24 protein-coding genes are annotated in these 24,907 nt (G+C 60.1%); 11 read left to right on the top strand and 13 right to left on the bottom strand.

All coding sequences use genetic code 11. The features are described from left to right. Position 1: 1 nt before the first annotated feature. The 4 genes from GGD50_RS06585 to GGD50_RS06570 form a co-directional block, all read right to left on the bottom strand. A complete protein-coding gene (locus tag GGD50_RS06585; RefSeq protein ID WP_107109000.1) occupies positions 2–1,315 on the bottom strand; it encodes a cytosine deaminase in 1,314 nt (437 codons plus the stop codon). Next, positions 1,315–2,175 (bottom strand): ABC transporter permease, encoded by an 861-nt coding sequence (locus GGD50_RS06580; RefSeq protein WP_245407497.1) that lies wholly within the window; start codon positions 2,173–2,175, stop codon positions 1,315–1,317. Before GGD50_RS06580 ends, GGD50_RS06585 begins: the two co-directional genes overlap by 1 nt. Positions 2,176–2,189: 14 nt before the next feature. Then, on the bottom strand, positions 2,190–2,999 hold the full coding sequence (locus tag GGD50_RS06575) for an ABC transporter ATP-binding protein (protein ID WP_107108999.1): 810 nt from the start codon (positions 2,997–2,999) through the stop codon (positions 2,190–2,192). Positions 3,000–3,234: 235 nt separating this feature from the next. Next, the gene (locus GGD50_RS06570; protein ID WP_107108998.1) at positions 3,235–4,251 is read right to left on the bottom strand and encodes an ABC transporter substrate-binding protein; all 1,017 of its coding nucleotides are present in this window, start codon (positions 4,249–4,251) and stop codon (positions 3,235–3,237) included. 184 nt (positions 4,252–4,435) lie between these two features. On the opposite strand from GGD50_RS06570, the gene GGD50_RS06565 reads away from it, so the two are divergent. After that, positions 4,436–5,404 (top strand): LysR family transcriptional regulator, encoded by a 969-nt coding sequence (locus GGD50_RS06565; protein WP_107109439.1) that lies wholly within the window; start codon positions 4,436–4,438, stop codon positions 5,402–5,404. On the opposite strand, the gene GGD50_RS06560 is transcribed toward GGD50_RS06565, so the two are convergent. Then, positions 5,392–6,189, bottom strand: a complete 798-nt coding sequence (locus tag GGD50_RS06560; protein WP_107108997.1) for a creatininase family protein — start codon at positions 6,187–6,189, stop codon at positions 5,392–5,394. The genes GGD50_RS06565 and GGD50_RS06560 overlap by 13 nt on opposite strands. 327 nt (positions 6,190–6,516) lie before the next feature. Between GGD50_RS06560 and GGD50_RS06555 the strand changes: the two genes are divergently transcribed. Then, complete coding sequence (locus GGD50_RS06555) at positions 6,517–7,056, top strand: flavin reductase (RefSeq protein WP_107108996.1); 540 nt, start codon at positions 6,517–6,519, stop codon at positions 7,054–7,056. On the opposite strand, the gene GGD50_RS06550 is transcribed toward GGD50_RS06555, so the two are convergent. Genes GGD50_RS06550 through GGD50_RS06540 form a run of 3 tightly spaced genes read right to left on the bottom strand, consistent with a single transcriptional unit; the run spans position 7,032 to position 8,782 of the window. Continuing rightward, complete coding sequence (locus GGD50_RS06550; RefSeq protein ID WP_107108995.1) at positions 7,032–7,823, bottom strand: alpha/beta fold hydrolase; 792 nt, start codon at positions 7,821–7,823, stop codon at positions 7,032–7,034. The genes GGD50_RS06555 and GGD50_RS06550 overlap by 25 nt on opposite strands. A 28-nt stretch (positions 7,824–7,851) precedes the next feature. Further along, positions 7,852–8,151 (bottom strand): AzlD family protein, encoded by a 300-nt coding sequence (locus tag GGD50_RS06545; RefSeq protein WP_107108994.1) that lies wholly within the window; start codon positions 8,149–8,151, stop codon positions 7,852–7,854. Continuing rightward, a complete protein-coding gene (locus tag GGD50_RS06540) occupies positions 8,144–8,782 on the bottom strand; it encodes an AzlC family ABC transporter permease (protein WP_107108993.1) in 639 nt (212 codons plus the stop codon). Before GGD50_RS06540 ends, GGD50_RS06545 begins: the two co-directional genes overlap by 8 nt. Before the next feature lie 248 nt (positions 8,783–9,030). On the opposite strand from GGD50_RS06540, the gene GGD50_RS06535 reads away from it, so the two are divergent. Continuing rightward, positions 9,031–9,489: an Lrp/AsnC family transcriptional regulator gene (locus GGD50_RS06535; RefSeq protein WP_107108992.1), complete on the top strand. Its 459-nt coding sequence runs from the start codon at positions 9,031–9,033 to the stop codon at positions 9,487–9,489. Positions 9,490–9,640: 151 nt separating this feature from the next. On the opposite strand, the gene GGD50_RS06530 is transcribed toward GGD50_RS06535, so the two are convergent. The 3 genes from GGD50_RS06530 to GGD50_RS06520 form a co-directional block, all read right to left on the bottom strand. Further along, positions 9,641–10,645, bottom strand: coding sequence for an NAD-dependent epimerase (locus tag GGD50_RS06530; RefSeq protein WP_107108991.1), 1,005 nt, complete (start codon positions 10,643–10,645; stop codon positions 9,641–9,643). Positions 10,646–10,659: 14 nt separating this feature from the next. Further along, positions 10,660–11,982, bottom strand: coding sequence for a UDP-glucose dehydrogenase family protein (locus GGD50_RS06525; protein WP_107108990.1), 1,323 nt, complete (start codon positions 11,980–11,982; stop codon positions 10,660–10,662). 117 nt (positions 11,983–12,099) lie between these two features. Then, on the bottom strand, positions 12,100–13,200 hold the full coding sequence (locus GGD50_RS06520; RefSeq protein ID WP_107108989.1) for an RDD family protein: 1,101 nt from the start codon (positions 13,198–13,200) through the stop codon (positions 12,100–12,102). Between the two features lie 188 nt (positions 13,201–13,388). Between GGD50_RS06520 and GGD50_RS06515 the strand changes: the two genes are divergently transcribed. From GGD50_RS06515 to GGD50_RS06500, 4 genes are all read left to right on the top strand, one after another. Then, a complete protein-coding gene (locus GGD50_RS06515; protein WP_107108988.1) occupies positions 13,389–14,687 on the top strand; it encodes an amidohydrolase family protein in 1,299 nt (432 codons plus the stop codon). A 115-nt stretch (positions 14,688–14,802) separates the two neighbouring features. Further along, positions 14,803–15,657, top strand: a complete 855-nt coding sequence (locus GGD50_RS06510) for a GNAT family N-acetyltransferase (RefSeq protein WP_107108987.1) — start codon at positions 14,803–14,805, stop codon at positions 15,655–15,657. A 226-nt stretch (positions 15,658–15,883) separates the two neighbouring features. Beyond that, on the top strand, positions 15,884–17,179 hold the full coding sequence (locus GGD50_RS06505; RefSeq protein WP_107108986.1) for an adenylosuccinate synthase: 1,296 nt from the start codon (positions 15,884–15,886) through the stop codon (positions 17,177–17,179). Between the two features lie 61 nt (positions 17,180–17,240). Continuing rightward, positions 17,241–19,628: a hypothetical protein gene (locus tag GGD50_RS06500; RefSeq protein ID WP_107108985.1), complete on the top strand. Its 2,388-nt coding sequence runs from the start codon at positions 17,241–17,243 to the stop codon at positions 19,626–19,628. A gap of 84 nt (positions 19,629–19,712) precedes the next feature. Here GGD50_RS06500 and rpoH read toward each other — a convergent pair whose 3' ends face one another. After that, positions 19,713–20,621, bottom strand: coding sequence for an RNA polymerase sigma factor RpoH (gene rpoH / locus GGD50_RS06495; protein WP_107108984.1), 909 nt, complete (start codon positions 20,619–20,621; stop codon positions 19,713–19,715). A gap of 515 nt (positions 20,622–21,136) precedes the next feature. Between rpoH and GGD50_RS06490 the strand changes: the two genes are divergently transcribed. The 4 genes from GGD50_RS06490 to GGD50_RS06475 all read left to right on the top strand — a co-directional run bounded on the left by GGD50_RS06490 (position 21,137) and on the right by GGD50_RS06475 (position 23,766). Beyond that, on the top strand, positions 21,137–22,018 hold the full coding sequence (locus GGD50_RS06490) for an NmrA family NAD(P)-binding protein (RefSeq protein ID WP_107108983.1): 882 nt from the start codon (positions 21,137–21,139) through the stop codon (positions 22,016–22,018). Between the two features lie 30 nt (positions 22,019–22,048). Then, entirely contained in the window at positions 22,049–22,423 is a 375-nt protein-coding gene (locus GGD50_RS06485) for a hypothetical protein (protein WP_107108982.1), read from the top strand. A gap of 70 nt (positions 22,424–22,493) precedes the next feature. Beyond that, a complete protein-coding gene (locus GGD50_RS06480) occupies positions 22,494–23,210 on the top strand; it encodes an SDR family oxidoreductase (RefSeq protein WP_107108981.1) in 717 nt (238 codons plus the stop codon). A gap of 94 nt (positions 23,211–23,304) precedes the next feature. Beyond that, the gene (locus GGD50_RS06475) at positions 23,305–23,766 is read left to right on the top strand and encodes a MarR family winged helix-turn-helix transcriptional regulator (protein ID WP_107108980.1); all 462 of its coding nucleotides are present in this window, start codon (positions 23,305–23,307) and stop codon (positions 23,764–23,766) included. A gap of 67 nt (positions 23,767–23,833) precedes the next feature. Here the strand turns inward: GGD50_RS06475 and GGD50_RS06470 are convergent, their stop codons facing one another. Then, complete coding sequence (locus GGD50_RS06470) at positions 23,834–24,859, bottom strand: RluA family pseudouridine synthase (protein ID WP_107109438.1); 1,026 nt, start codon at positions 24,857–24,859, stop codon at positions 23,834–23,836. Positions 24,860–24,907 lie beyond the last annotated feature (48 nt).

The following is a 24,907-nucleotide window of genomic DNA, read 5'->3' as shown; positions in this document are numbered from 1 at the left end:
GTCAGGCTCCAATAACGGTATCGAGTTCGCGGTAATCCGGCAGGCTGCGGTCGATCACCTTGCCCTTGCGAAGGACGACGCGGTCGGACTGCGGACGAGAGAGGAATTCGCTCCAGCGTCTGGCGCTGAAGAGGACGAGATCGGCGGGGCCGCCCACGGCGATACGGCCGATATCGGGACGGCCGAGAATATCGGCCGGCGACGTGGTGATCACCCGGGCGGCCGTATCCAGCGGATGATCGAGGTGCAGGATGCGGACGGCCTCGCGGAAGACCTCGACGGAGTCGAGATCGCCATAGGCGTAGAAGGGGTCGCGTGTATTGTCTGAGGCAACCGCCGTCCGCACGCCGGCGGCCGCCAGCTCATGCAGCAGGGTGACACCGCGCCAACGGGGTGTACGGCGCGCATGGCGATCCTGCAGATACATGTTGCACATCGGCAAGGAGACGACGGAGATCTGGGCTTTGGCGACGAGATCGATCGTGGCGGCGGCAACATCCTCGTCCTGGCGGGCGAGCGAGCAGCAATGGCCGGCGGTGACCTTGCCGGTGAAGCCATTGCGCAGCACCGCTTCGGCGATCGCCTTTAGCGTCAGCACCTGTTTGTCTTCTGTTTCGTCGACATGCAGGTCGATATCGAGGCCGTTGTCCATGGCGGCGCAGATCAGTTTGTCGAGCTGGCGATCGATATCGGGGTTCATCTGCGTGACGCCGCCGATCAGGCCTCCGGCATCGCGGATGACCATGAGGAGATCGGCGAAGAAGGCGTCGTCGGCCATCTCATCGAGCGGGAAGAGCGCGACGGCTTGCAGCGCGATCTTGTCTTTCCAGGCTTCGCGCACCTCAGAGAATACCTCGAAGGAAATGCGGTGCTGAGGCGCGAGTGAGTCGAGGTGTGTGCGGATCAGGCTGGTGCCGTGGGCATAGGCCGAGCGCAGCGAGAATTCCATGCGCTTCCTGACATCCTCAGCCGACCAGTTGGCCTCGCGATCAGCGCGTACCGCGTCGAGAGCGCCTACGAAACTGCCGTCCGGATTGGCGCGGCGCTCCCAGATGTGGCCCTTGTCGATATGGGTATGCATGTCGGCGAAGGTCGGCCAGACCATGCCGTCTCTCATATCGGCCTTGGCGAATTCAGCCGGCGCGCTGCCTACCGGCAGAATATCCTTGATGAGGCCATCCGCAACGACGATATCGGCTTTTATCAAGCCTTCGCTTGATGGGCCGGTGAAGCCGGCTGCCGTCACGGCGGGGACGGTGGCGTTGCTCAGCACGAAGCGCGCCGCGTTCGGCGGGGACATGAAGGAATAGGACATCAGTTTTCCCGCTTGAGGCTGCTTTCGTGCCAGCGATGCAGGCTCAGCCATGAGATGAAGGAGGTGAGGGCGAAGATGGCGACGCCAAGCGCCGAGAGCAGCAGCAGGGCGGCGAACAGGCGCGGCATGTTCTGGCGATACTGCGCTTCGAGCAGCCGGAAGGCGAGACCGGAATTGGGGCCGCCGGAGCCGGCGGCGAATTCCGCGACCACGGAGGCGATCAGCGACAGGCCGCCGCCGATCCTGAGGCCGGTCATGAAATAGGGCTGGGCGGCCGGCAGCTTCAGATGCAACAGCGTCTGCCAGCGCGAGGCGCCATAGAGATCGAAGAGATTGAGGAGATTATGGTCGACGCTCTTCAGTCCCTGCACCATGTTGGAGAGGATCGGGAAGAAGGCGACGAGGAAACCGCAGATCAACAGTGCGGCTTCGCGGGTTGGCGCGTAGATCAGGATCAACGGCGCGATCGCGACAATCGGCGTTACCTGCAGGATGACGGCGAGCGGATAGAAGGCGAGTTCGATCCAGCGCGATTGCACGAGGAAAATCGCAAAGCCGACACCGCCGATCAGCGCCAGCGCCAGCGAGATGAAGGTGATCTCCGTCGTCACCCAAAGCGCTGGCGAGAGGATGCCCCAGTCGGACACCAGTGCTTTCGCGACGGCGAGCGGGCTTGGCAGAATATATTGCGGAATGCCGGCGCCGACGACGAGAAGCTGCCAGAGGAGGATTAGGACGACGACGGTCAGCAGCGGGACGAGAATGCTGAGGGAGCGTTCGGCATTTCCGGCCCGCAGGGCGGGTTCAGATGGTGCATCGGTCGTCTCTGCAGAGAGGGGTAGGCTGGTGCTGTTGCTCATCAATGGGCCTCCAGTCAACCAATGGCTTCGATCAGGGAACGGGACACTTTTTCACAAACCTGACGATATTCCTCGGAAGACCGGTAGAGCAGGTCGCGTTCGCCGCTGGTGTCTAGGGGAAAGTCGGTGTGGACACGGCCAGGGCGCGCCTTCATCACGACGATGCGGTTTGAGAGATAGGCTGACTCATAGACGGAATGGGTGACGAAGATCACCGTAATGCCGGTCGACTGCCACAGCCGCAGCACATCGTCGTTGAGCCTCTGGCGGGTGATCTCGTCGAGCGCTGCAAAGGGTTCGTCCATCAGCAGCAGCTTCGGCTTGGTGACCAGCGCGCGAGCGATGGAGACGCGCATCTTCATGCCACCGGACAATTCACGCGGATAGGCATCGGCGAAATCCTGCAGGCCGACGGTCGCCAGTGTTTCCATAATCTGGTCATAGGCTGCCACTTTGGAGATGCCGCGCAGTTTCAGCGGCAGGTGGACATTGCCGAAGACGGTCTTCCAAGGCAGCAGTGTCGGCTCCTGGAAGACGAAACTGATATCGCCCTCCGGCAGGCCCTTGGAGTTGATGCGCGAACTCGGCCAGTCGATCGTACCGCTGGAGGCTCCGCCGAGGCCCGCGATAATCCGCAGCGCCGTCGACTTGCCGCAGCCCGAGGGGCCGAGCAGGCTGATAAACTCGCCGCTCTCCACCGTCAGCGACATGTCGGACAGCGCCAGGGTGCCGTTGGAGAATATCTTCGATACCTTGTCCATGACGACGAGTGGCCGCTTGCGTGCTTCTGTCGAGGGGGCAGCGGTTGCATTGGGTATGATCATCGTTCGGCTCTCTGTCGATGTCAGCAATCGGCTTCAGAGCAAGAATTGCCCCTCACCCTAACCCTCTCCCCACTGGCGGGGAGAGGGGACTATCTCGTCATGCCTGCCGATCTCAATCACCATGGCCTGTGGCGGCAGTTGCAGCTCTTGTCGTTCGGCGGTCGCGCCTTTGGCTCTGTCGTTCCCTCTCCCCGCGAGTGGGGAGAGGGCTAGGGTGAGGGGCTCTATTTGACCGTCACTTCTTCAGGCTCATCCCGACGCCTTTGCAGGCGAACTGCGGATCGAATGCTTTCTTGTAATCCGTATCAGCGGTGAACATCTTGATCTGCACCATCTCGTCGAAGAATTTCTTGTAGTGCGCGTCGGTGATGCAGCCGATGCCCTTGTCGAGCGCGTCGCCGGATTCGACAATGCCGTATTCCTTCATCTTGGCGATAGAATAGGCGATCTGGCCATCCGTCATATCGGGATTGTCTTTCTTGATCAGATCGTTGGCCGCTTTGTTGTCGCCATAGAGGTAGTTGTACCAGCCTTCGATCGAGGCGCTGACGAAACGCTGCACGAGATCAGGGTTCTTTTGAACGAGCGACGTCTGCGTGGTGATCATCGTCGAATAAGGCGAATAGCCGCTGTCGGCGAGCAGGAAGACCTTCGGTTCCCAACCGGTCTGCTTCTGGATTTCATAGGGTTCCGAGGTCAGGTAACCCTGCTGCGCCGATTGCTTGTCGGCGAGGAACGGCGCCGGGCTGAAATTGTAAGGCTTGTATTGCTCGTCCTTGAAGCCGGGGAAGTTGGCCTTCATCCATTCGAAGAAAGTAACGTAGCCGTCCTTGCCGAGGAAAATCGTCGGCAGCTTGGCAATATCTTCGAACTTATCGACGCCGGCGTCCGGATGGGCGATCAGCACCTGCGGGTCCTTCTGAAAGATCGCGGCAACGTCGACGATCGGAATGCCCTGTTTGACCGCATCAATTTCCTGCTGCGGGCTGCCCATGTAGAAGTCGATTTTGTCGGAAATCAGCAGCGCCTGATTGGCGGCGTTCGGGCCACCCTGGACGATTTCAACATCCAGGCCGTATTTTTTGTAGGTGCCGTCGGCGATCGCCTGGTAGAAGCCGCCGTGTTCGGCCTCCGCCAGCCAGTTGGTTCCGTACGTCACTTTGTCGAGGGCGCTCGCCGGCTGTGCGGCGGCGACAGCGGCCACCAAGCCCATGACGGCGAGAAATGCTTTGGTCTTCAATGCATTGGACATGGCCGGTTGTTCCCCTTATCTGCCATGGGACGCCGCGATTGACGCCCATTTTCCGCATTTGAGCGATTGCGTTGCGCTTTGAAAAGCATCAAAATTCGTGCGCATTGATGCCTTTTAGGCATCTCAGCTCGCGCTCGTGCCTAAATTGTGCGGCCTGGGCAAAATTTATGCAATGGGGATGAGCATGCTGCACTCGAGGCGACTTCTTTATATCAACGAGATTGCCCGCTGCGGCTCGATCCGCAAGGCGGCGGCGAGGCTCAATGTGGCGTCGTCGGCGGTCAACAGGCAGATCCTGGCGTTGGAAGAAGAGATGGGAGCGCCGCTATTCGAACGACTGCCGCGCGGGCTCAGATTGACGGCGGCGGGTGAGCTCTGCATCGAGCATATCCGCGAGGTGCTGAAGAACTACGAGCGGCTGGAAGGGCGCATCCGCAGTCTCAAGATGCAGCAGGCCGGCAAAGTCAGGATCGTCACGACGGTCGGGCTTGCTTCCGGACCCTTGCCGGAGATCATCGCGCGTTTCCTGTCCGAACATCCGCGCGTCTTCATTCAATTGCGCAACGATGCCGGCTCCACGACCATGGCGCCCGTCTTGTCCGGCGAAGTCGATGTCGGCCTCGGCTTCAACATTCCGGCGACACCGGGCATCCGTTCGCTCGGCAATTTCGATATTCCGATCGGCGTCGTGCTGCCGCCGGGGCATCCTCTGATCGGGCCTGGGCCGATCAATCTCGCCGATGTCGTGGAGGAGCGGCTGGTGCTGGCGCAGCCGGGCTCCAGCCTGCGCGAGATCATCAATCTGACGCTGGCGCGGCTATCGGTGCAGGTCGAGCCGGTGCTGGAAAGCAACGCGTCGGAAATGCTGAAGCAACTGGTCAAATGCGGGGCGGGGCTGACGCTGTTGAACCCGCTCGACGTCATCGCCGAATGCCGGCGCGGCGAGCTGGTGTTCCGGCCGATCGCCGAGCCGCATTCGCGGCATCAGCCGATGAAACTCTTTGCCCGCACGCGAGCGCCGCTCGATGCGGCGACTAGCTTGTTCGTGGAATATCTGCTTGCCGAACTCGCCGGCCTGGTGGAAGAACTGCAGGCGAAGGGACACATCCTGATGGTGCCGGAACGCCGCCGGCCGGACGCCTATTTCGAATAGAGGTTCGACAGGGGATAGTCCCTGAGATCGCGCAGCAGTTCAATGAAGCCCTGCACCTGATGGCGGCAGATGAGCGCGCCCTTTTCCGCCGTGCCGTTGGCGGCATTGCCGACGACGCCGTTGGAATTGAGATCGTGGGCGATCCAGGCGAGCGAATGCGGCGGCAGCGGCTGCAGATAATTCGACTGCTCCTTCATCCATTCCGCCTTGGAGACGAAATTTTCGGCCTTGTCCATTCGCACCAGCTCGGGGCGGAAATGCAGCATCAGCGAGGTTTCTACGTCGCCGCCATGGATGCCGTAACGCTGCTCATGGTCGCTGATCATGCCGTCCGGCGTGCCGAAGCGCGTCCATTGCGTGGCGACGACCGCCATTTGATGGCGCACGCGCAATTCGCGCGCGACGATGCCCATGATGTCGAGATTGCCGCCATGCGAATTGACGATGACCATCTTGCGGATGCCGGCCTCGGCAACCTTGGCGCCGATCGCGGTCCAGACCGGGATCAGCAGCTCGGCGCTGAGGGAGAGCGTGCCGGGGCCGTAGATATGTTCGTTGGCCTTGCCGATTTCCTGGGTCGGCAACACCAGGAAGTCGAGATCGTCAGGGCGTTGCGCCTTCAGTTCGGCCAGCATGCCGTTGGCAATGGCCACGTCGGTGGCGATCGGCAGATGCGGGCCGTGCTGTTCGGTCGAGGCGATCGGCAGGACGGCAATGGTGGTGTCGGGCGAAAGGCCAGCGAAATCATAGGTCGTCAGTTCGTTCCAATAGAAGGGCTTCGCCATCGCCATTTCCTCTCATGTGCTTTCTCTTATAACGGATACGGCAAGGGTGATGGCTAGGGAAAGCATCAATTTGTGGCCGTGCCGCTGCCTTTTTGTGTGCACCCCGGATGATGGCCGCTGCGAATCCCGGAGTTAGCGTCTCGTTTGCGCATGAGGGGAGGAGATGCGCGAAACGTCGACAGGAATTGTTTTTTCTTTTTGTATATAGATTTTATAGAAAACTTATTGCTCTTCAGGTGTGGGTTCTGAGAAACATCGTTGCTTGAGACAAGCGTCTCGACCCTCTAATTTTGCCAGGGTCCGGCACAAACGGTGGGGATGATGGGAATGAACATGAAAACATCCGTGGCGATCGAGAAGGCGGTGCCTGTTGCCGATCCAGATGTGGTCAAATCCGAGTTCCGCAATGCCATGGCGCGGATGGCAGCGGCCGTCAGTATCGTGACGACCAATGGACCTGCGGGGCTTGCCGGTTTTGCCGCAACAGCCGTCTGCAGTGTCTCCGACAGCCCGCCGACGCTGCTCGTCTGTCTCAACCGCACCGCTTCGGTTCACCCTGCCGTTACGGAAAACGGCGTGCTTTGCGTTAACGTGCTTTCCGAGGGGCATCAGGACCTGTCGCGCCTCTTTGGCGGCAAGACGCCGGTGGCGGAGCGCTTCGCTGCGGCTGCATGGTCGGAACTATCCACCGGTTCGCCGGCGTTGGAGGATGCGCTCGTCTCGTTCGATTGCCGCATCGTGCATCGCGCCAATGGCGGCACGCACGATATTCTGATGTGCGAAGTCGATGCCATCCGCCAGCGCGGCGGCGGGCAGGGGCTTATCTATTTCGATCGGGCCTATCATCCGGCGGGGCTGGCCGAATAGGCCAGGAAGTCTTCGATCACCTTGATGACCTCTGCTGGACGTTCGCGATGTGGCGAATGTCCGGTGTCTGGAAGAATATGGAATGATCCGCGCCCTGCCGCGATCCGACGTGGATGGGCAAGCGAACCATATTCATCCCGGTCGCCGTGAATGGCGATTACCGGACAAGGCAGTCTCTCAAGTGCTGCATCGAGGTTCCATTCGGCGAAATCCGGAGCAAGCCAGGTTTCGGTCCAAGCGCGCAGCACCCAATCAGCTTTGTCGCCATGATATTTGGCAAGCCGGGCAATGGTGTCGACCGACGCAAATTCCTGCTGTGCGGTCCTGATGCCTTGCAGCGTCCTATCTTCCACGAAAGCCTGGGCGGCGATGGTGATCACAGCATTGCACCCGGCGAGCCTGGCTCCCGTTTCCACCGCCATGCCGCCGCCCACGCTGTGCCCGCAGGCGATAAATTCCCGAAGCGCCAATTGCTCGCAGAGGAGCGGTACGACGCGCTCGGCTTCCAAGGCAATGAAGTCTCGCTCCAAAATGTCCATGCGAGCATCGGAGCGGCCAAAGCCCAATCTGTCGTAGGCGATCACACGTCGCCCGAGAGAATGGGCGAGCAAACGCGGGAAATCTCTCCAGAGCGCGACGCATCCGAGAGAGTCGTGAAACAGGATGATCGGCGCCTTGGAATTCAGATCGCGTGGTGCCCATGACTTGGCATAGAGGCGCCCGGCGGGGCTCTCAATCCAGTGCTCTGCTTCCACGATCTCTGTCATGTTTCCAGCCTGCCTGAAGAGCGGGGATTCACGCCAACATGTGGCGAAGGATACCAGCCGAAGCGATCGAGATCAGCACCGTCGGAAGCACGGGCAGTCGGGTCGCCGCCAACATGGTGAGCGCAAGGGTGATGAGATCGGCGGGGCGTCCGGTGACGAAGCCCGGCGCGATGACCGTGATCAATACGCAACCCGGGGCGTTCTCCATGACCGTGCGCAAACGGGGGCTTAGCGTGCGGTTGCGCAGGAAGACGTATCCTCCGATACGCGTCAGATAGGTGACCGTTGCCATGCAGATGATGGCGATAACAAATGAAGGATCAAACATCGGTTCGCGCCAGCAGGAATGCAGAGAGTACACCGGAGAGCGCCCCGCCAGGAACATACCAAGCTCCAGGAAACACTGCGTATGTGGTTGCAGCGACGAGCAAGCTGACCAGCCAGGGAAGCGCCGCCTTTGCGCCTTTCCACATCCCGGCGAGCATCACGAAAAATACAGCCGGGAATGCCATGTCAAAGCCATAGCGCGTGACATCGCCAAGAACGGGGCCCACGAATGCTCCTATCGTCGTGAAGATGACCCAACTGAAATAGAGGCCGAGGGCGACGCCGAAGAAATAACCGAGGCTCAAGGTCGTGTTCGACTTCTTTGCGTCGGCGAGCCCTATTGCCCAGCTTTCATCGCACATGAAGAACAGTGCTACGAACGCCTTTTTCTTCGACAGATGCCGAATAAAGGGAGCGAGCGCCGCACCCATCAGCAGGTGGCGGCTGTTGACCAGAAAAGTGATGGCGACAATGAGGAGGACATGCGGGGGCGACGTCCAAAGTTCGACAGCCGCGAACTCCGATCCGCCCCCGAAGTTCAATCCCGTCATCAGGGGCACTTCGCCAAGACTGAAGCCTTTATCGGCTGCGCGTGCGCCGAGTACCAGGGCAAAAGGCACGAAGCCCAACATCACCGGTGTCGAATCCCTGAGGCCTCGCCACCCCTCTGAGCGTCCTTGCGATCGGACGCTGACATCACCTGAAACATAGTCCGTCACCGGCCCAACCCCTTCCCATTTCTAATTGCCGACACCTTGGGCGACATAGGAGGGGGACAATAGCGCAGTCGTTCGCGATCTTGGTTGCGTTTTACGGCCGAAATCCTCAAAAATTGGCATGCTGTGCCAATGATCCTGTGCTTTTCGGGTGGAAAACTCCAATGAAACTTGATTCCTTAGATCGCGCGATCCTCCGCGTCCTGCAACAGGATGGGAAAATCCAGAACACTGAGCTCGCTGCAAAGGTCGGACTGTCTCCGTCTCCATGCCTGAGGCGGGTCAAGTTGTTGGAAGAGGCCGGTATCATCAAGCAATACGTCGCCATCCTCGACCCCGCAAAGCTCGACATGGGCTTCACCGTTTTTGTCCGGATATGGCTTTTCAGCCAGGACGAAGAGACGACGACCGCTTTCTATGAGGCGGCCGAAAAGCTTCCACAGGTGGTCGAGTGCCACCTTATGGCAGGCGACTGCGATTTCCTCCTCAGGGTCGTCGCCCCGGATCTGGAGGGATATAGGCGGTTTCAGATGGAACACCTTGGCCGCATCAAAGGGGTCAGAAACATCAAGACCGAAATTCCGATGCAGAAGATCAAGCAGTCGTGGCAAGTGCCAATCTGATGCTGCTGTCTCCGCTTCCGGCTAGAGCAGTTCAGCGCTTCAGGAAATCGCTGAACTGCTCTATCTCTTTGTTTTCACGCAATTCCGGGCGGAAAGGGGCTCACGCACTTTTCTTGAAATTGCTCTAGGGGCCGCCTATGGCGGCATCGGCTCAATAGTTTTCCTGATACCATTCGACGAAACGGCGCACGCCTTCTTCGACTTCGATCTGCGGTTTGAAGCCGGTCAGCGCTACCAGCAGGTCCGGAACGGCATAGGTATTGTGCACGTCGCCGGGCTGCATTGGCAGCATGTGGTGGATCGCCTTCTTGCCGAGCATCGCCTCGATGGTTTCGACGAAGCTCATCAGCCCGACCGGCTGACCGCCGCCGATATTGACGACGCGGAACGGCGCGTGTTTCGACAAGGTGTCGCCGATGGTCTCCGAAACGATGCGATTTTCTTCCGAAGGCACGACACCGATCAGTCGGACGATGCCCTCAATGAGATCGTCGATATAGGTGAAATCGCGGCTCATCTTGCCTTCGCCGTAGATTTCGATCGGCCGGTCGTTCCTGATGGCGTCGACGAATTTGAACAATGCCATGTCGGGACGGCCCCAGGGACCGTAGACGGTGAAGAAGCGGAAGGCGGTGGTCGGAATACGAAAGAGATGGGCATAGCTATGCGCCATCAGCTCCATGCTCTTCTTCGTCGCCGCATAGATCGTCATCTGCTCGTCGGCCTTGTCACTCTCCGCGAAGGGGATCTTCTCGTTGGCGCCATAGACGGAGGAGGTGGAGGCCAGCAGCAGGTGCTTCGGCTGGAGGCTTCTCGCCAGTTCCAGCACATTGAATGAGCCGGTGACGTTGGAATCCACGTAGGATCGCGGGTTTTCCAGGCTGTAACGCACGCCGGCCTGTGCGGCGAGATGGACGATGACGTTAGGTTCCGCCAGTTCAGCAGCGTGATCCAGGGCTGCCTTATCCTCCAGCATACCCGTCACGGCCTTGAAGCCATTGGAGCGGGCGAGGATCGCGGTGCGCTTTTCCTTGAGCCTGACGTCGTAATAGGGCGTCATGCCGTCGAAGCCGACCACGAAATGCCCGTCATCGAGCAGGCGCTTGGCGAGATGGAACCCGATGAACCCGGCGGTTCCGGTAATAAGATAACGCATTCGTCGGCCTTTGCTTACAGTTCGGCGCCATTCATGGGTCTGCCGATGCTGGTATAGGCAAACCCGTGCTTTGTGACCTCGTCATGGCGATAGATGTTTCTGAGGTCCACGAGGACGGGGGCTTTCATGACGGATTTCAGCCGGCCGAAGTCGAGCGCGCGGAACTGGTTCCATTCCGTAATGATGACGAGCGCATCGGCGTCGCGCGCTGCGCTGTAGGCATCGTCGGCATAGGCGATGTTGTCGATGAGCTGGCGGGCATTGTCCATGCCTTCCGGATCGTAGCCGGTCACAGCGGCGCCGGCATCCTGCAGCGCCTGGATGATCGAGATCGCCGGGCTGTCGCGCATATCATCGGTATTCGGCTTGAAGGTCAGGCCGAGCACAGCAATGGCCTTGCCCCTGATATCGCCGCCCATGGCCGCGATCACCTTGCGGCCCATGGCGCGCTTGCGGCTGTCGTTGATCGAGATCGTCGTCTCGATCAGGCGCACGGGGCTATCATAGTCCTGCGCGGTCTTGGCTAATGCCAGCGTATCCTTGGGGAAGCAGGAGCCGCCATAGCCTGGGCCGGCATGCAGGAATTTTGAACCGATGCGGCCATCAAGGCCGATGCCGCGCGAGACTTCCTGCACATTGGCGCCGACTTTTTCGCACAGATCGGCCATCTCGTTGATGAAGGTGATCTTCATGGCAAGGAAGGCATTCGCTGCGTATTTGATCAGCTCCGAGGTGCGACGAGCGGTGAAGAGCAGCGGCGCCTGGTTGAGATAAAGCGGCCGGTAGACCTCGGTCATGACGCCACGGGCGCGATCGTCATTGAGGCCGATGACGATGCGGTCGGGGCGCTTGAAGTCCTCAATCGCCGCGCCTTCGCGCAGGAATTCCGGATTGGAGACGACGGCGACATCGGCATCCGGATTGGTTTCGCGGATGATGCGTTCGACCTCGTCGCCGGTGCCGACCGGCACGGTCGATTTGGTGACGATGACGGTAAAGCCCTTGATGTGCTGGGCGATCTCGCGGGCGGCGGCATAGACATAGGAGAGGTCGGCGTGGCCATCACCACGGCGCGACGGCGTGCCGACGGCGATGAAGACGACGTCGCTCGCGGCAACGCTGGTTTCGACATCGGTCGAGAAGGAAAGGCGGCCGGCGCGGACGTTGTCGGCGACCAATTGTTCAAGGCCGGGCTCGAAGATCGGGATTTCACCCCTTCGCAGCGCCTCGATCTTGCCGGCGTCCTTATCGACGCAAATCACGTTGTGGCCGAAATCGGCAAAGCAGACGCCGGACACAAGACCCACATAACCCGAACCGATCATCGTGACGTGCATGAAACTTCAATCCTTTTGCTAGCGATGGGTGCGCACGCTACAGCGCAATCCCTTCATTGGCAGTTGTTGTCGCTTATACACATGATCGCCGATGACGCCTATACGCGATGGCGCGCGTCACGGAGATGTCACGTTGAGCGCAGAGATTTCGCTCTGGTCGGTTGCAATGGTTGAAAATAACGCCTCGGCAAGATCGGTGGCGCCGGTCGTGTCGTCAACTTCCTTGCCGCGCGTGTAGACACTTGTTTGCCAGCAATCACGTCCTTGAACCGCCACGGTAATCTCGATGGCGGTTGAGAGCCCGTCAAAGCCGGAGGCATGAATACGCAGGGCGGAAATCCCACCCACGGTTACAGGCTTCCAATCGTCGATGACTTTGAAGTGTTGCTGCACAACCGGCTGCAATATGGCAGCATAGGAAGCGTTGTCGATATTGTTGCCGGACCAGCGTTCATATCCAAACTGAACCATAGATAATAGTGATCGACTGCTGCGGAATTCGTAATATCTATTCGGAGGCGCGGCCGGTATGCTCTTGACCTGCCAGATCCTGCTGATGGCAGTGATTTTCGACGTTACTGGGTTTTGCCAGGCATAGGTTTGCAGATGCCACGGCGCATTTCCGCGCTCGCTTACGGTGAGCATCGTCGCGCCGATTGCAGTTGCTATGATAGCGATGGCACCCAGGACTTCGCGAACCGGCGTCAATCGCATACCGGTGATGCTGGCCCGACCTTCGTCATAGCTGGCGGGCAATCCGAGAGCGACGCGCTGTCTTTGCACGACCATCGTGAGTGCGGAAATCAATGGAAAGCCACATCCGAAGCCGGCGGCAAAAACGGCCAGCTCTCTGCGCAAATGGAAACGGAATGTGCCGTTGCCGTTCAATGGCCGGACTTTGATACCAAAGATCGCCTTTCCAGGCGTTGCTCCGAATACGGCCATTACCAGCGCCAGAACGACGGACGTAATAAGAAGCGCAACCATAACAAGAGGAAGGAGATACCACAGCATGCCGGGAGCAAGGTATATTGCGACAATGCGCGCGTCCGGCAGTGCCATTTGAAGATAAGCTGATGGGAAAAGGCGTGAAAAGAGCAGTTCCGCGAGATAATTCGATGGCAGATAAAGGAGCGAAAAATCGATCATTCGCGCACCCCACCGCTGCCAAGGGGGAACAGAATTGACAGTGGTCGCCGTGTGGGCTGATTCGACCATGATTTCCACATATGCTTGTATTTACTGATTCTCGAGAGAAAGTTGCGGAAAGAGCGAATCGAGTCAACTCACTGTCTGCACCTCGATTCTTGTGACATCGTGTGCCGGCGCTGTACGAACCGTTCATTTCATCGCCGTTTCGCACTACATATCCGTCTTGTCGCGCTTCAATCCAAAGGCAATTCCCGATGTCATTCGATCTCATCGTCCGTAATGCCAGCCTTCCCGATGGCCGTGAGGGTCAGGATATCGCTATTGCTGGCGGCAAGATCGTGGCTGTGCAGCCGGGCTTGGAGGGAGAGGTGGAGCGTGTGATCGATGCCGGCGGGCAACTGGTTTCGCCGCCGTTCATCGATTGCCATTTCCATATGGATGCGACGCTGTCGCTTGGCCTACCGCGGCTGAATATGTCGGGCACGCTGCTGGAGGGTATCGCGCTCTGGGGTGAGTTGAAGCCGCTGTTGACGCATGAGGCGGTGGCAGAGCGGGCATTGCGCTATTGCGATCTTGCGGTGTCGCAGGGGCTGCTCGCCGTGCGGACCCATGTCGATATCTGCGACGACCGGTTGCTTGCCGTCGAAGCGCTGCTGGACGTGAAAAGAAAAGTCGCGCCCTATCTCGATCTGCAGCTCGTCGCCTTCCCGCAGGACGGCTATTACCGCTCGCCGACGGCGGCAGCGAATCTGGAGCGCGCCCTCGATCTTGGCGTTGATATCGTCGGCGGCATTCCGCATTTCGAGCGGACGATGGAGGACGGCGCGCGTTCCGTGCGTGCGCTCTGCGAGATCGCTGAAAAGCGCGGTCTGAGGGTTGATATGCATTGCGATGAGACCGACGATCCGCTGTCGCGTCACATCGAGACGCTGGCCGCCGAAACGATACGGCTCGGGCTTCAAGGCAGGGTGGCCGGCTCGCACCTGACCTCGATGCATTCGATGGACAATTATTATGTCTCCAAACTCCTGCCTCTGATTGCGGAGGCAGGCGTGCATGCGATCCCCAATCCGCTGATCAACATCGTGCTACAGGGGCGGCATGACACCTATCCAAAGCGGCGCGGACTGACCCGGGTCAAGGAGATGCGCGAATTCGGCATCAATATCGCCTTCGGCCAGGATTGCTGCATGGACCCTTGGTATTCGCTCGGCGGCGCCGACATGCTGGATGTCGCCCATATGGGGCTGCACGTCGGTCAGTTGACGTCGCGCGAAGCGATGCGGTTCTGTTTCGACGCGGTCACCGTCAATCCGGCCAAAGTGATGGGTCTCGACGGTTATGGGCTCGAAGTCGGCTGCACCGGCGATCTCGTCGTGCTGCAGGCTCGGGATCCGATCGAAGCCGTTCGCATGCGCGCCACGAGGCTCTTTGTCGTCCGGCGCGGCAAGGTGATCAGCGAGACGCCGGCGCGGATCGCAAGCCTATCGCTCGAGGGTCGGCCGCTATCGGTCGATCCGGCTGCCTACGCGCCAATGCCACCAAGAATTTAACCAGTTAGGCATATCATCGCATATTGCTTGTGATTGTTATCGCGTTGCAGCATGATGAATTGGGCATAATCGTTCAGGCGGGGACGATGCCCAGGGGGCGATTCAGGGCTGGTTTATGAAGTCAACTTTTGCCGTGCGTACAATGCGGGCTGGGGAATTGGAGCTCGCTCTCGAATGGGCGCGGCAAGAGGGATGGAATCCCGGTGTCGATGATGCCCTTGCCTTTTGGGAGGCGGATCCTGCCGGCTTCTTTATGGGTACGATCGGTGAAGTGCCGGTCGGCTGCATTTCCGTCGTGCGTTATGGCGAAAGCTTCGCCTTTCTCGGCCTCTACATGGTCCATCCCGAATTTCGCGGCAAGGGTTACGGCAAGGCGCTATGGAAGAAGGGCATGGCGTTCGCGGGCCATCGTACCATCGGTCTCGACGGCGTCGTCGCACAGCAAGAAAATTACCGTCGCCACGGCTTTGAGACGGCCTATCGCACCCTGCGCTATGGCGGCATCCCGAAAATGCCTGATAAAGGCGGAGCGAGTGCGGATGTCGGTCCGGTCACGCAGGACAAGCTCGAAGGCTTGCTCAGGTATGATGCCGCCATTTTCCCGGGGCTGCGTTATTCCTTCATCACGGCCTGGTGCGGCGCGCCGGAAAAACGAAAATCCGTCATGGTCGGCAGCGGCAGCAAAATCCGGGGCTACGGCACGATTAGGCGCTGTTTCGAGGGATACAAGGTCGGCCCGCTGTTTGCGAACAGTTCCGATGTGGCGCTGGATTTGCTGGCCAAGCTGGTGCCCGAGGCGAAGGGGCGGCCTGTCTATCTGGATGTGCCTGCAGACAATGCCGAAGCGATAGAGCTTGCCGAAGCCTTCGGGCTGTCGCCGGTGTTCGAGACGGCACGAATGTATCGTGGTGCAGCACCCAAAACCACACTTGACCGGGTCTTTGCCGTGACCACGCTGGAACTCGGCTAAACGTCGCTCTTTGGCGGCCAGACGATTGATTCTGCTGCCTGGCCGAGCACCAATATTTTGCAGGTGAACGCGCACCGATGGGAAAAATCCTGTTGGGCGCGCTGATTCGTCACGTAAAAAGCCGAATCTCCTGAGACAACAGGGTCGCTTTCCCAAAAACAAAGTTTTATAGATGCGCGGGTTTGAGCAAGGCGCGCCTCTGCGCGCAGGAAGCGGGAATGGAGAAATGACGAACGTAGTTGTGATCGGTTCGCAATGGGGTGACGAAGGCAAGGGCAAGATTGTCGACTGGCTTTCGGAACGTGCCGATGTGATTGTGCGCTTTCAGGGCGGGCACAATGCCGGTCATACGCTGGTTGTCGACGGTATCAGCTATAAGCTCGCGCTGCTGCCCTCGGGCCTCGTTCGCGGCAAGCTGAGCGTCATCGGCAATGGCGTCGTCGTCGATCCCCATCATTTCGTCGCCGAAGTCGAAAAGCTGCGCGCTCAGGGCATTGCGGTGACGCCTGACGTACTGCGCATCGCCGAAAACGCTCCGCTGATTCTGTCGCTGCATCGTGACCTCGATGCCCTGCGCGAAGATGCGGCCTCCAACAGCGGCACGAAGATCGGCACGACGCGCCGCGGCATCGGCCCGGCCTATGAAGACAAGGTCGGCCGCCGTGCCATCCGCGTTATCGATCTTGCTGAACCGGAAACGCTGCCGGCCAAGATCGATCGGCTGCTGACGCATCACAACGCGCTGCGCCGCGGCATGGGCCTGGACGAAATTTCCTTCGATGCCCTGCACGAGGAACTCACCTCCGTCGCCGAAGACATTCTTCCTTATATCGACCAGGTCTGGCGGCTGCTCGACGAGCAGCGCAAGGCAGGCGCGCGTATCCTCTTCGAAGGAGCCCAAGGCGCTCTGCTCGACAATGACCACGGCACCTATCCCTTCGTGACCTCGTCGAATACCGTGGCTGGGCAGGCAGCCGCCGGTTCCGGCCTCGGGCCGACGGCGCTCGGCTATGTGCTGGGCATCACCAAGGCCTATACGACGCGCGTCGGCGAAGGACCTTTTCCGTGCGAACTGCATGACGAGATCGGCCGGCATCTGTCGACGGTCGGCCGCGAGGTCGGTGTCAACACCGGTCGCCCGCGCCGTTGCGGCTGGTTCGATGCCGTGCTGGTTCGCCAGACCGTGAAGACCTCCGGCATTACCGGCATTGCGCTGACCAAGCTCGACGTGCTCGACGGTCTTGACGAGCTGAAGATCTGCGTCGGCTACAAGCTCGACGGTAATGAGATCGACTACCTGCCGGCGAGCCAGGCGGCGCAAGCCCGCGTCGAGCCGATCTACATCACGCTCGAAGGCTGGAAGGAATCGACTGTCGGCGCGCGCAAATGGGCTGATCTGCCGGCACAGGCGATCAAGTATGTCCGGCAGGTCGAAGAGCTGATCGGCGCACCTGTCGCGCTGCTTTCGACCAGCCCGGAGCGCGAAGACACCATACTTGTGACCGATCCCTTTGAGGGCTAATGTCGCGGATCAATGACGAATCCCGGTTCAGCCACGTGCCGGGCATCATGAGAAAGTACTGATGGCGGATTTTGTAGCAGTCATTCGCCGGGCCGTTGACGGCCTGGCCGAAAACACTCCCGAGATGCGGGTCAAGGTTTACGAGCGGGCTCGTGGTGCCGTTCAGCGGCAGCTTGAGAGCATGAAGCCGCGCCCGCCGGAGGAGATGCTGCGCCGTCAGCTCGACAAGCTGGAAGCCGCGATCGTCGAGGTAGAAGCTGAGCATGCGGAGGCGTTGCCGCTGGCTGAAGAGCCGGTAGCGGAAGCGCCTTCGGTGCAGGAGGAGCCGCAACATGAGCCCGCTGAAGAGCATCATCTTGCGCAGGAACACCATGCCGAGGAACCGGAGCCGGCCCATCAGGAGGCTCACGCGCATGAGGAGCCTGCCGCTTCCGAGCCCTTGCACGAAGAGCCGGTATATGAAGAGCCGGTACACGAGGAACCCGCCTACCAAGAGCCAGTCCATCAAGAGCCTGCTTACGAGGAGCCCGTCTATGAGGAGCCCGTGCATGCTCAGCATCAGGCCGCGGAGGAGCATCAGCCGGTAGAGGAATGGGTCGACGCGCCGCAGGAGCAGGCACCCGCGGCTGTTCATCACGACGAGGCCTATGCGGAGCCTGTCGAAGAGCATGTGCATCAGGAAGAGCCGGAGCATTATGCGGAGGAGGTGCCGGCGGTTGCCGCCGAGCCCGAATATGTCGCTCCGCAGACGCATGCTGTTCATCAGGCGCCAGCCGATAATGTTATGAGCCAGGTCGAGGAGATTTGGGCCGAGGTCGATGCGCGGGCAAAGCGGGCTGAATCCGAGCCGGTGACGGCAGCCGTCATGCCCGCTGCCGCCTTTGCCCCGGCCGTCTTCGGCCATCCGGTAGAGCCGGCCCCCACGGCGAAAGCACCGGCGAGCGACAAGGCCTTTGCCTGGGATGCAGATGTTTTCGAGGAGCTGCAATCGGTGCCGGCGCCAGCCGTCAAGCCGGCGCAGCCTGGCCGGCAGATGCCGGACAACGCTTTTGACGATGTCGATCTCTTCGCCGATGTGCATTCCTCGCCCAAGGCAACGCCGAAGAATGATGCGGCCGAAGATGGATGGCGCGAGCTCAAGGAGCTCGCCGGCTTCAACAAATTCGCCGAGGGAGACCGTGGCGGCGGTCCTGCCGTTCCGCCGGATCTCAGCCGGGCCATGGCATCGAAGCTGCAGGGCAAGAGCTTCCGCATGGAGCCGAAGCGCCGCCGCTTCGGTGTGACCGGTATTATCCTGACACTGGTCGGTCTCGCGATCGTCGCCGGCGGCGGCTATGCCGCCTGGCGGAACCGCGAAGCGCTCAACAAGATGGTCGCCGACCTCATCAGTTCGGCGCCGAAGACTGCGACCACTCCCGCCACCGAGACGGCTAAGAACAACAATACGACCGCTCCGGCCACGAATGCGCCTGCCGCTTCCGCGCCGGGCGCGACTGCTCCGGCGCAAAACAACGCCGCCACGCAGCAGCCGGCGGCCGGCAACACCAATGTCGCCTCGCTCGACAACGACGCCAACACGGTCAACTCCAAGTTCACGCAGCGCCTGATGGCGAACGGCGCGGAAGAGGATGAAGGCCCGGCAGCGGGCGGACAGCCGGGTGTCGCTGAAGGCAAGTCCGTGGCCGAACAGAATGTGGCCGCTGCTGCTCCGACAAGAGGGGCAACCGCACCCGCCAACAATGCGAATGCCGCGCAGGCTCCTGCCGCGACCGCGCCGACCACGACACCGCCGTCGACCGACCGGCAGGCATCGGCTCCTGCCCAGCAGCCGCCTGCCACCCAACAGCAGCAGCCAGCGACCCAACAGCAGACGGCGCCGGTAACGGATGGGCAGAAGGTGTTCCTCTATGAGGAGCGTCTCGGCCAGACGTCGCCCACGGCTTTCGAAGGCACGGTCACCTGGTCTCTGCAGGAAGGCAAGGGTGAGGATGGCCGGCCGGAACCGTCCGTCCAGGGCCTCATCAATGTGCCCGAGCGCGGCCTGACGGCGACAATTACAGTGTCGCGCAATACCGATGCCTCTTTGCCGGCAAGCCATCTGGTTGAGCTCGCTTTCCAGGTTCCGCCGAATTTCGAAGGCGGCGCCATCGACAGCGTGCAACGCATTGCGCTCAAGTCGACGGAGCAGGATCGTGGCGACGCCCTAGTCGCTGTGCCGGCCAAGGTGACCGACGACGTCTATATGGTCGCGCTCAACGATTTTCCGGATGCGCGCAAGACCAATCTCGACCTCCTGAAAACCCGCAACTGGATGGATATTCCCGTGGTCTATCGCAATGGCCGTCGCGCATTGCTGACCATGGAGAAGGGGCCGAGCGGTACAGACGCCTTCAACAAGGCGATCGCCGAGTGGCAGGCGCTTGGCGGCGTCGCTTCGAGCGGCCAGTAAGCGGTCTCAAACTGCCGGAATCAAAAAAAGGCGGGCCTTGCGGTCCGCCTTTTTGTTGAATTCATTCGGTAATAACCGGAAGCACTATGCGGTGGCTTCGACCACACGCAATGCCTTTGCGCGTTCCAGCGCGTCCTTCTGCACGGCTTCCTGCACCTTTTCGAAGGCGCGGACTTCGATCTGGCGGACGCGCTCGCGGCTGATATCGAACTCGGCCGAGAGGTCTTCCAGCGTCACAGGGTCTTCTGCGAGACGGCGAGCCTCGAAGATGCGGCGTTCGCGGTCGTTCAAGACGCTCATGGCGCGTGCCAGCATGCGGCGGCGCGTATCAAGCTCGTCCTGCTCGATCAGCACGTCTTCCTGACTGTCGTGATCATCGACAAGCCAATCCTGCCACTGGCCGGAATCGCCCTCGGCGGCCTTGATCGGCGCGTTCAGCGATGCGTCGCCCGAGAGGCGGCGGTTCATCGAAACGACCTCCTCCTCGGAGACCTTCAGCTTCGTGGCGATCTCCGTAACATGTTCCGGCTTCAAATCGCCGTCATCGATGGCCTGGATGCGGCCCTTCAGGCGGCGCAGGTTGAAGAACAGACGCTTCTGATTGGCGGTCGTGCCCATCTTCACCAGCGACCACGAACGCAGGATATATTCCTGGATCGAGGCCTTGATCCACCACATGGCATAGGTTGCCAGGCGGAAGCCACGTTCCGGGTCAAACTTCTTCACGGCCTGCATCAGGCCGACATTGCCTTCCGACACGACCTCGCCGATCGGCAGGCCGTAGCCGCGATATCCCATGGCAATCTTCGCCACGAGGCGCAGATGGCTTGTGACGAGCTTATGCGCAGCCTGACGGTCTGCATGTTCCGCGTAGCGCTTGGCGAGCATGTACTCTTCCTGCGGCTCCAACATCGGGAACTTGCGAATCTCGTCGAGATAGCGGTTGAGGCCGGCTTCACCGGCGGTAATGGACGGCAAGGTATTACGGGTCATGAATGCACCCTCCTATTCGAGATCTGGCCCCTTCTGGAGACGTATTGCGCGCCCTTTGCGAAGCAGACCAAGGCGTGCAGGTCGTGAAGACCCCGCACTAAACCAACGTGTAGATAAGTACGGCAAAACAGTGATTCAAGAACGTAGTCACGCAAGAGTTACCCCGGCGCGACAGCTATGCCCGCCGTAACGTTTATCTCTGAGACTATCTTCCCGAACGCTCCGGTCCTGTGAGATTTTGCCGCTTCAGTCCCCAAAATGCGTTGCCTTTGGGTAGCTGAGGGCACGTACCGGAGTTCGGTTTCACAAAATTATTATAGGCGGCGAAAGGGCGGGCGTCCAGTCACGCATTTTGCGGTATTCGGCAACAATTGCAACCAATGGTGATCGACCTCTCCCCTTCGATCCATCAAGGCGAAGTGTGCGTTCATAAAAAACCTCGACGATAAGAGTATATGCTCCTATATCGATATAAGTAAGAGCATATGCTCTTATTTAACGATGGAGAAGCGATTATGAGCGAGGCTGAGATACTTGTAAGCGGTGCAACGGGACGGACCGGAGGCGCCGCTATCGACGAACTCCTGAAGATGGGTAAAAGTGTGCGTGCCTATGTGCGCTCGGACGATGAGCGGGCGGCGGCGCTGAGGCAGCGCGGTGTCGATATCGCCGTCGGCGATTTCACAGACATCGATCACATTAGGGCGGCCATGGAAGGCATCCGGTCGGCCTATTTTCTTCACCCGATCGCACCAGGCATCCTTGGCGCTTCGGCCTATTTTGCACAGGCTGCAAAGGAGGCCGGTGTTACCGCGATCGTCAACATGTCGCAGATTTCGGCGCGCCGGGAGTCGGCAAGCCATGCAGCTCAGGACCACTGGATATCCGAGCGGGTCTTCGACTGGTCAGGTGTTCCGACGACGCATCTTCGCCCGACCTTCTTTGCCGACTGGCTCGTCTATCCCCATTTCGCAAAGGAAATCTGGGCCACAAAGAAGATCGAGTTCCCCTTTGAGAGCGGGCGGCACGCGCCCATCTCCTCCGATGATCAGGGTCGTGTGATCGCTCATGTGCTGGCGAATCCGAAGGGGCATGAAGGCAGGATCTATCGGCTCCATGGTCCGGTCGAGATGAACCACACGGAGATCGCCGCCGTCATGAGCGAGGCGCTTGGTGCGAAGATCGAATATGCGCCGTCCTCGATAGAGGCGTTCAAGGGCAAGATGGAAAATCTCTACAAGTTCCCGCCGTTCCTTGTGCAGCACCTCGTCGAAGTCGCCCAGAACTATCGCGACGGCATCTTCTCGGGAACCAATGATGTGGTCGAGACGATTACCGGAACTCCGGCGCTCTCGGTCCAGCAATTTGTCTCCAACAATCGCGCCGCCTTCGCGTGAATTCCACGAAGACAAATCGGAGATTCTACAATGTCACATGCTCAAGATGAACGTCATCCCTTTCTGGACGACCTGACCGCCGACGCGGAGCTGACCAGCTCCGTGTTGCGAGGTTCCGTCATCGGACGCGACGAGATCAGGCTCGCCGTGAATGCCGTCGGAACCTTCTATCCTTCGCAGACGCCGACGTTCCTTCAGGTCGTCGGCTCCCGGCTCTTCCTCGAATATGAGGCCGTTCTGACGAACGGGGAGAGGCTGACCGCCGTCGTGGTCGTCGATCACGCCTCCGACGGCTCGGTGCCCCGGGTCAGCGTGCGGATGAGCCCGCTTGGCTCGGTTCTATCACTCGCCGCCCATTTGCGCGGGGCGCTCTCCGGGCAGTTGCCCGAAGACATTTTTCTTTGAACCCAACCGATCGCCAGGCCAGCGACAAACATCTCTACGCTGACCTGTGGCCCCAGAAAGGAAAATTGCTATGGACATCGCCAACAACACAGTCTTCATCACCGGTGCCAATCGTGGCCTGGGCCTAGCCTTCGCACGCGAGGCACTCCGCCGCGGAGCATCGAAGGTCTATGCGGGCATGCGCAACACGAGCGGCTTCAATGAGCCGGGCATGGTCCCGGTCAAAATCGATGTCACGGATAAAGCATCGATCGCCGCAGCCGCGGAACTGGCAACGGATACGACGCTATTGATCAACAATGCAGGGATCGCCGCCCTAATCAACGGGCCTTTGGCAGATGATGTCGAAGCGCAGTCGCAGCGCCTCTTTGATACCAATTATTATGGCGTGGTGCGCGTCTCGCAGGCCTTCGAGCAAATCCTGTCGGCCAAACCACATGCCGCCATCATCAATGTGCTGTCCGACATCGTCTGGCTTCCGCGGCCCTTTCTGACACCTTATGCGGCATCAAAGGCGGCGGCGTGGAGCTATACGAACCAGCTTCGCTTCCACCTTCGCGATCGCGGCATCGAGGTCCTTGGCTTGCATGTCGGATTCGTGGATACCGATCTGACCAGCGGCATCGACGTGCCGAAGGCCAGCCCGGAGGATGTTGTGCGCCAGACCTATGACGCACTCGCCGCTGGCAAGAGCGAGATCATGGCCGATCAAGGGACGGTGCTGCTGAAGAGCACACTTGCGGACGAAGTGCCCGGCTACATCGCCCCACCGGAGGGGCTATTCTAAATCCGGCGATGCCGGGAATTGCTATGGGACGCGGGGCTTCCTTGGGCTTCGCGCCCATGGCTCGGGTAAAGAATGAAATCGAAAGGAAATTAAAATGTTGTCGGCCAACCAACCGCTTGGAATCGATCAGTGCAACTGCTCCGCCATGAGAAAGGCGAGCCGACAGATCACGCGGTTTTACGATGACCATCTTGAGCCAGTCGGGCTGCGCATCACGCAGTTTCTGATTTTGGCGGCTCTCGAGGAGGCTGACGGTGCCACGGTCAACGTTCTTGCCGAGCGGCTCGATATCGAGCGGACGGCGATGGGAAAGATGGTCGGCTTCCTGGAACGCGACGGGTTCGTTAGCATCAAGCCGTCTCCTGCAGATCGCAGGGTTCGTATCGTTGAACTCACCAAGGACGGCCGTCTCCTGCACAAGAGAGCGGAACCTCTCTGGGAGAAGGCCCAGCAAGAATTCGAGCAGTTAAACGGGGGCGCAAACATCGCAACTCTGCGCCAGGGACTGAGACAAATCACGATCGGCGATGTCGCGAAGGCCTCACCCGAAAACTAAAGCCTCGGACTGATTCCTGCGAATTGCAAGCCATACCGGTGGCGCTATGGGGTCTGGGGCCGCCTTCTCAATCCCGTAACGCTGCCGCCAGTTCCTCCATATCATCCGGCAGTGGCGCTTCGAAGTGCATGACTTCGCCGGTGCGAGGGTGTTCGAATTGCAGGAGGTAAGCGTGGAGTGCCTGGCGGGGGAAGCGGTTGACCACCTGCTTGGCAGCATCCGGCAGCAAATTGGCCTTGGTCTTGAAGCCACCGCCATAGACGGCGTCGCCGAGTAGGGGATGGCCGATATGGGCCATATGGACGCGGATCTGATGGGTACGGCCGGTTTCGAGATGGCAGTCGACCAGGGAGGCGAGCGCGGTGGCGTCCGGTGCCTCGTGAAAACGTTCAATAACTTCGTAGTGCGTGATCGCTTCGTCGGCGTCCTGATTGCCCGGACGCTTGACGGCGCGTCGGGTACGGTCGCCGGTGGAGCGGCCAAGCGGCGCGTCGATAGTCCCGATCAGTTGGCGGGGACGGCCCCAGACGATTGCCTGATAGGCGCGCTCCAGCGACCTCGTGCGGCCGTGGTCGGCGAATTGCAGGGAGAGGTGACGGTGGGCGACGTCGTTCTTGGCGACAACCATGACACCGGTGGTGTCCTTGTCCAGCCGGTGAACGATGCCGGGCCGGCGCACGCCGCCAATGCCGGAAAGGCTATCGCCGCAATGATGGATCAGGGCGTTGACCAGCGTGCCCGTCCAATTGCCGGCAGCGGGGTGAACGACGAGGCCAGCGGGCTTTGCAATGACGATGACGTCATCATCCTCGTAGAGTACGTCGAGCGGAATATCTTCGCCGAGCGGCGTCGGGTCTTCGGGTTCGGGCAGGGTGATCTGGTAGGTATCGCCAGGGCGCACCTTGCGTTTGGCGTCGGTTACCGGGGCTCCGTTGAGCAGAACGGCGCTATCCTTGATCAGGGCCTGGATACGGCTGCGGGAAAATTCCTCGCCGACCTGCGCCGTCAGCCATGCATCGAGCCGGCCTTCGGCTGTTTCATCGGCGGTTAGGACTTTTCTAATGCCCGCGGCTTCTTTAAAGGGGTCGCTCAAACGCATTTCTCCGGCGCACTGGGCGCTCTCTAGGGAATAGGACGCATC

Origin of the sequence: Martinezella paranaensis, from assembly GCF_014200235.1 — a bacterium.
Classification (GTDB): domain Bacteria; phylum Pseudomonadota; class Alphaproteobacteria; order Rhizobiales; family Rhizobiaceae; genus Rhizobium; species Rhizobium paranaense.
This window is presented reverse-complemented; position numbering and strand designations above follow the sequence as displayed.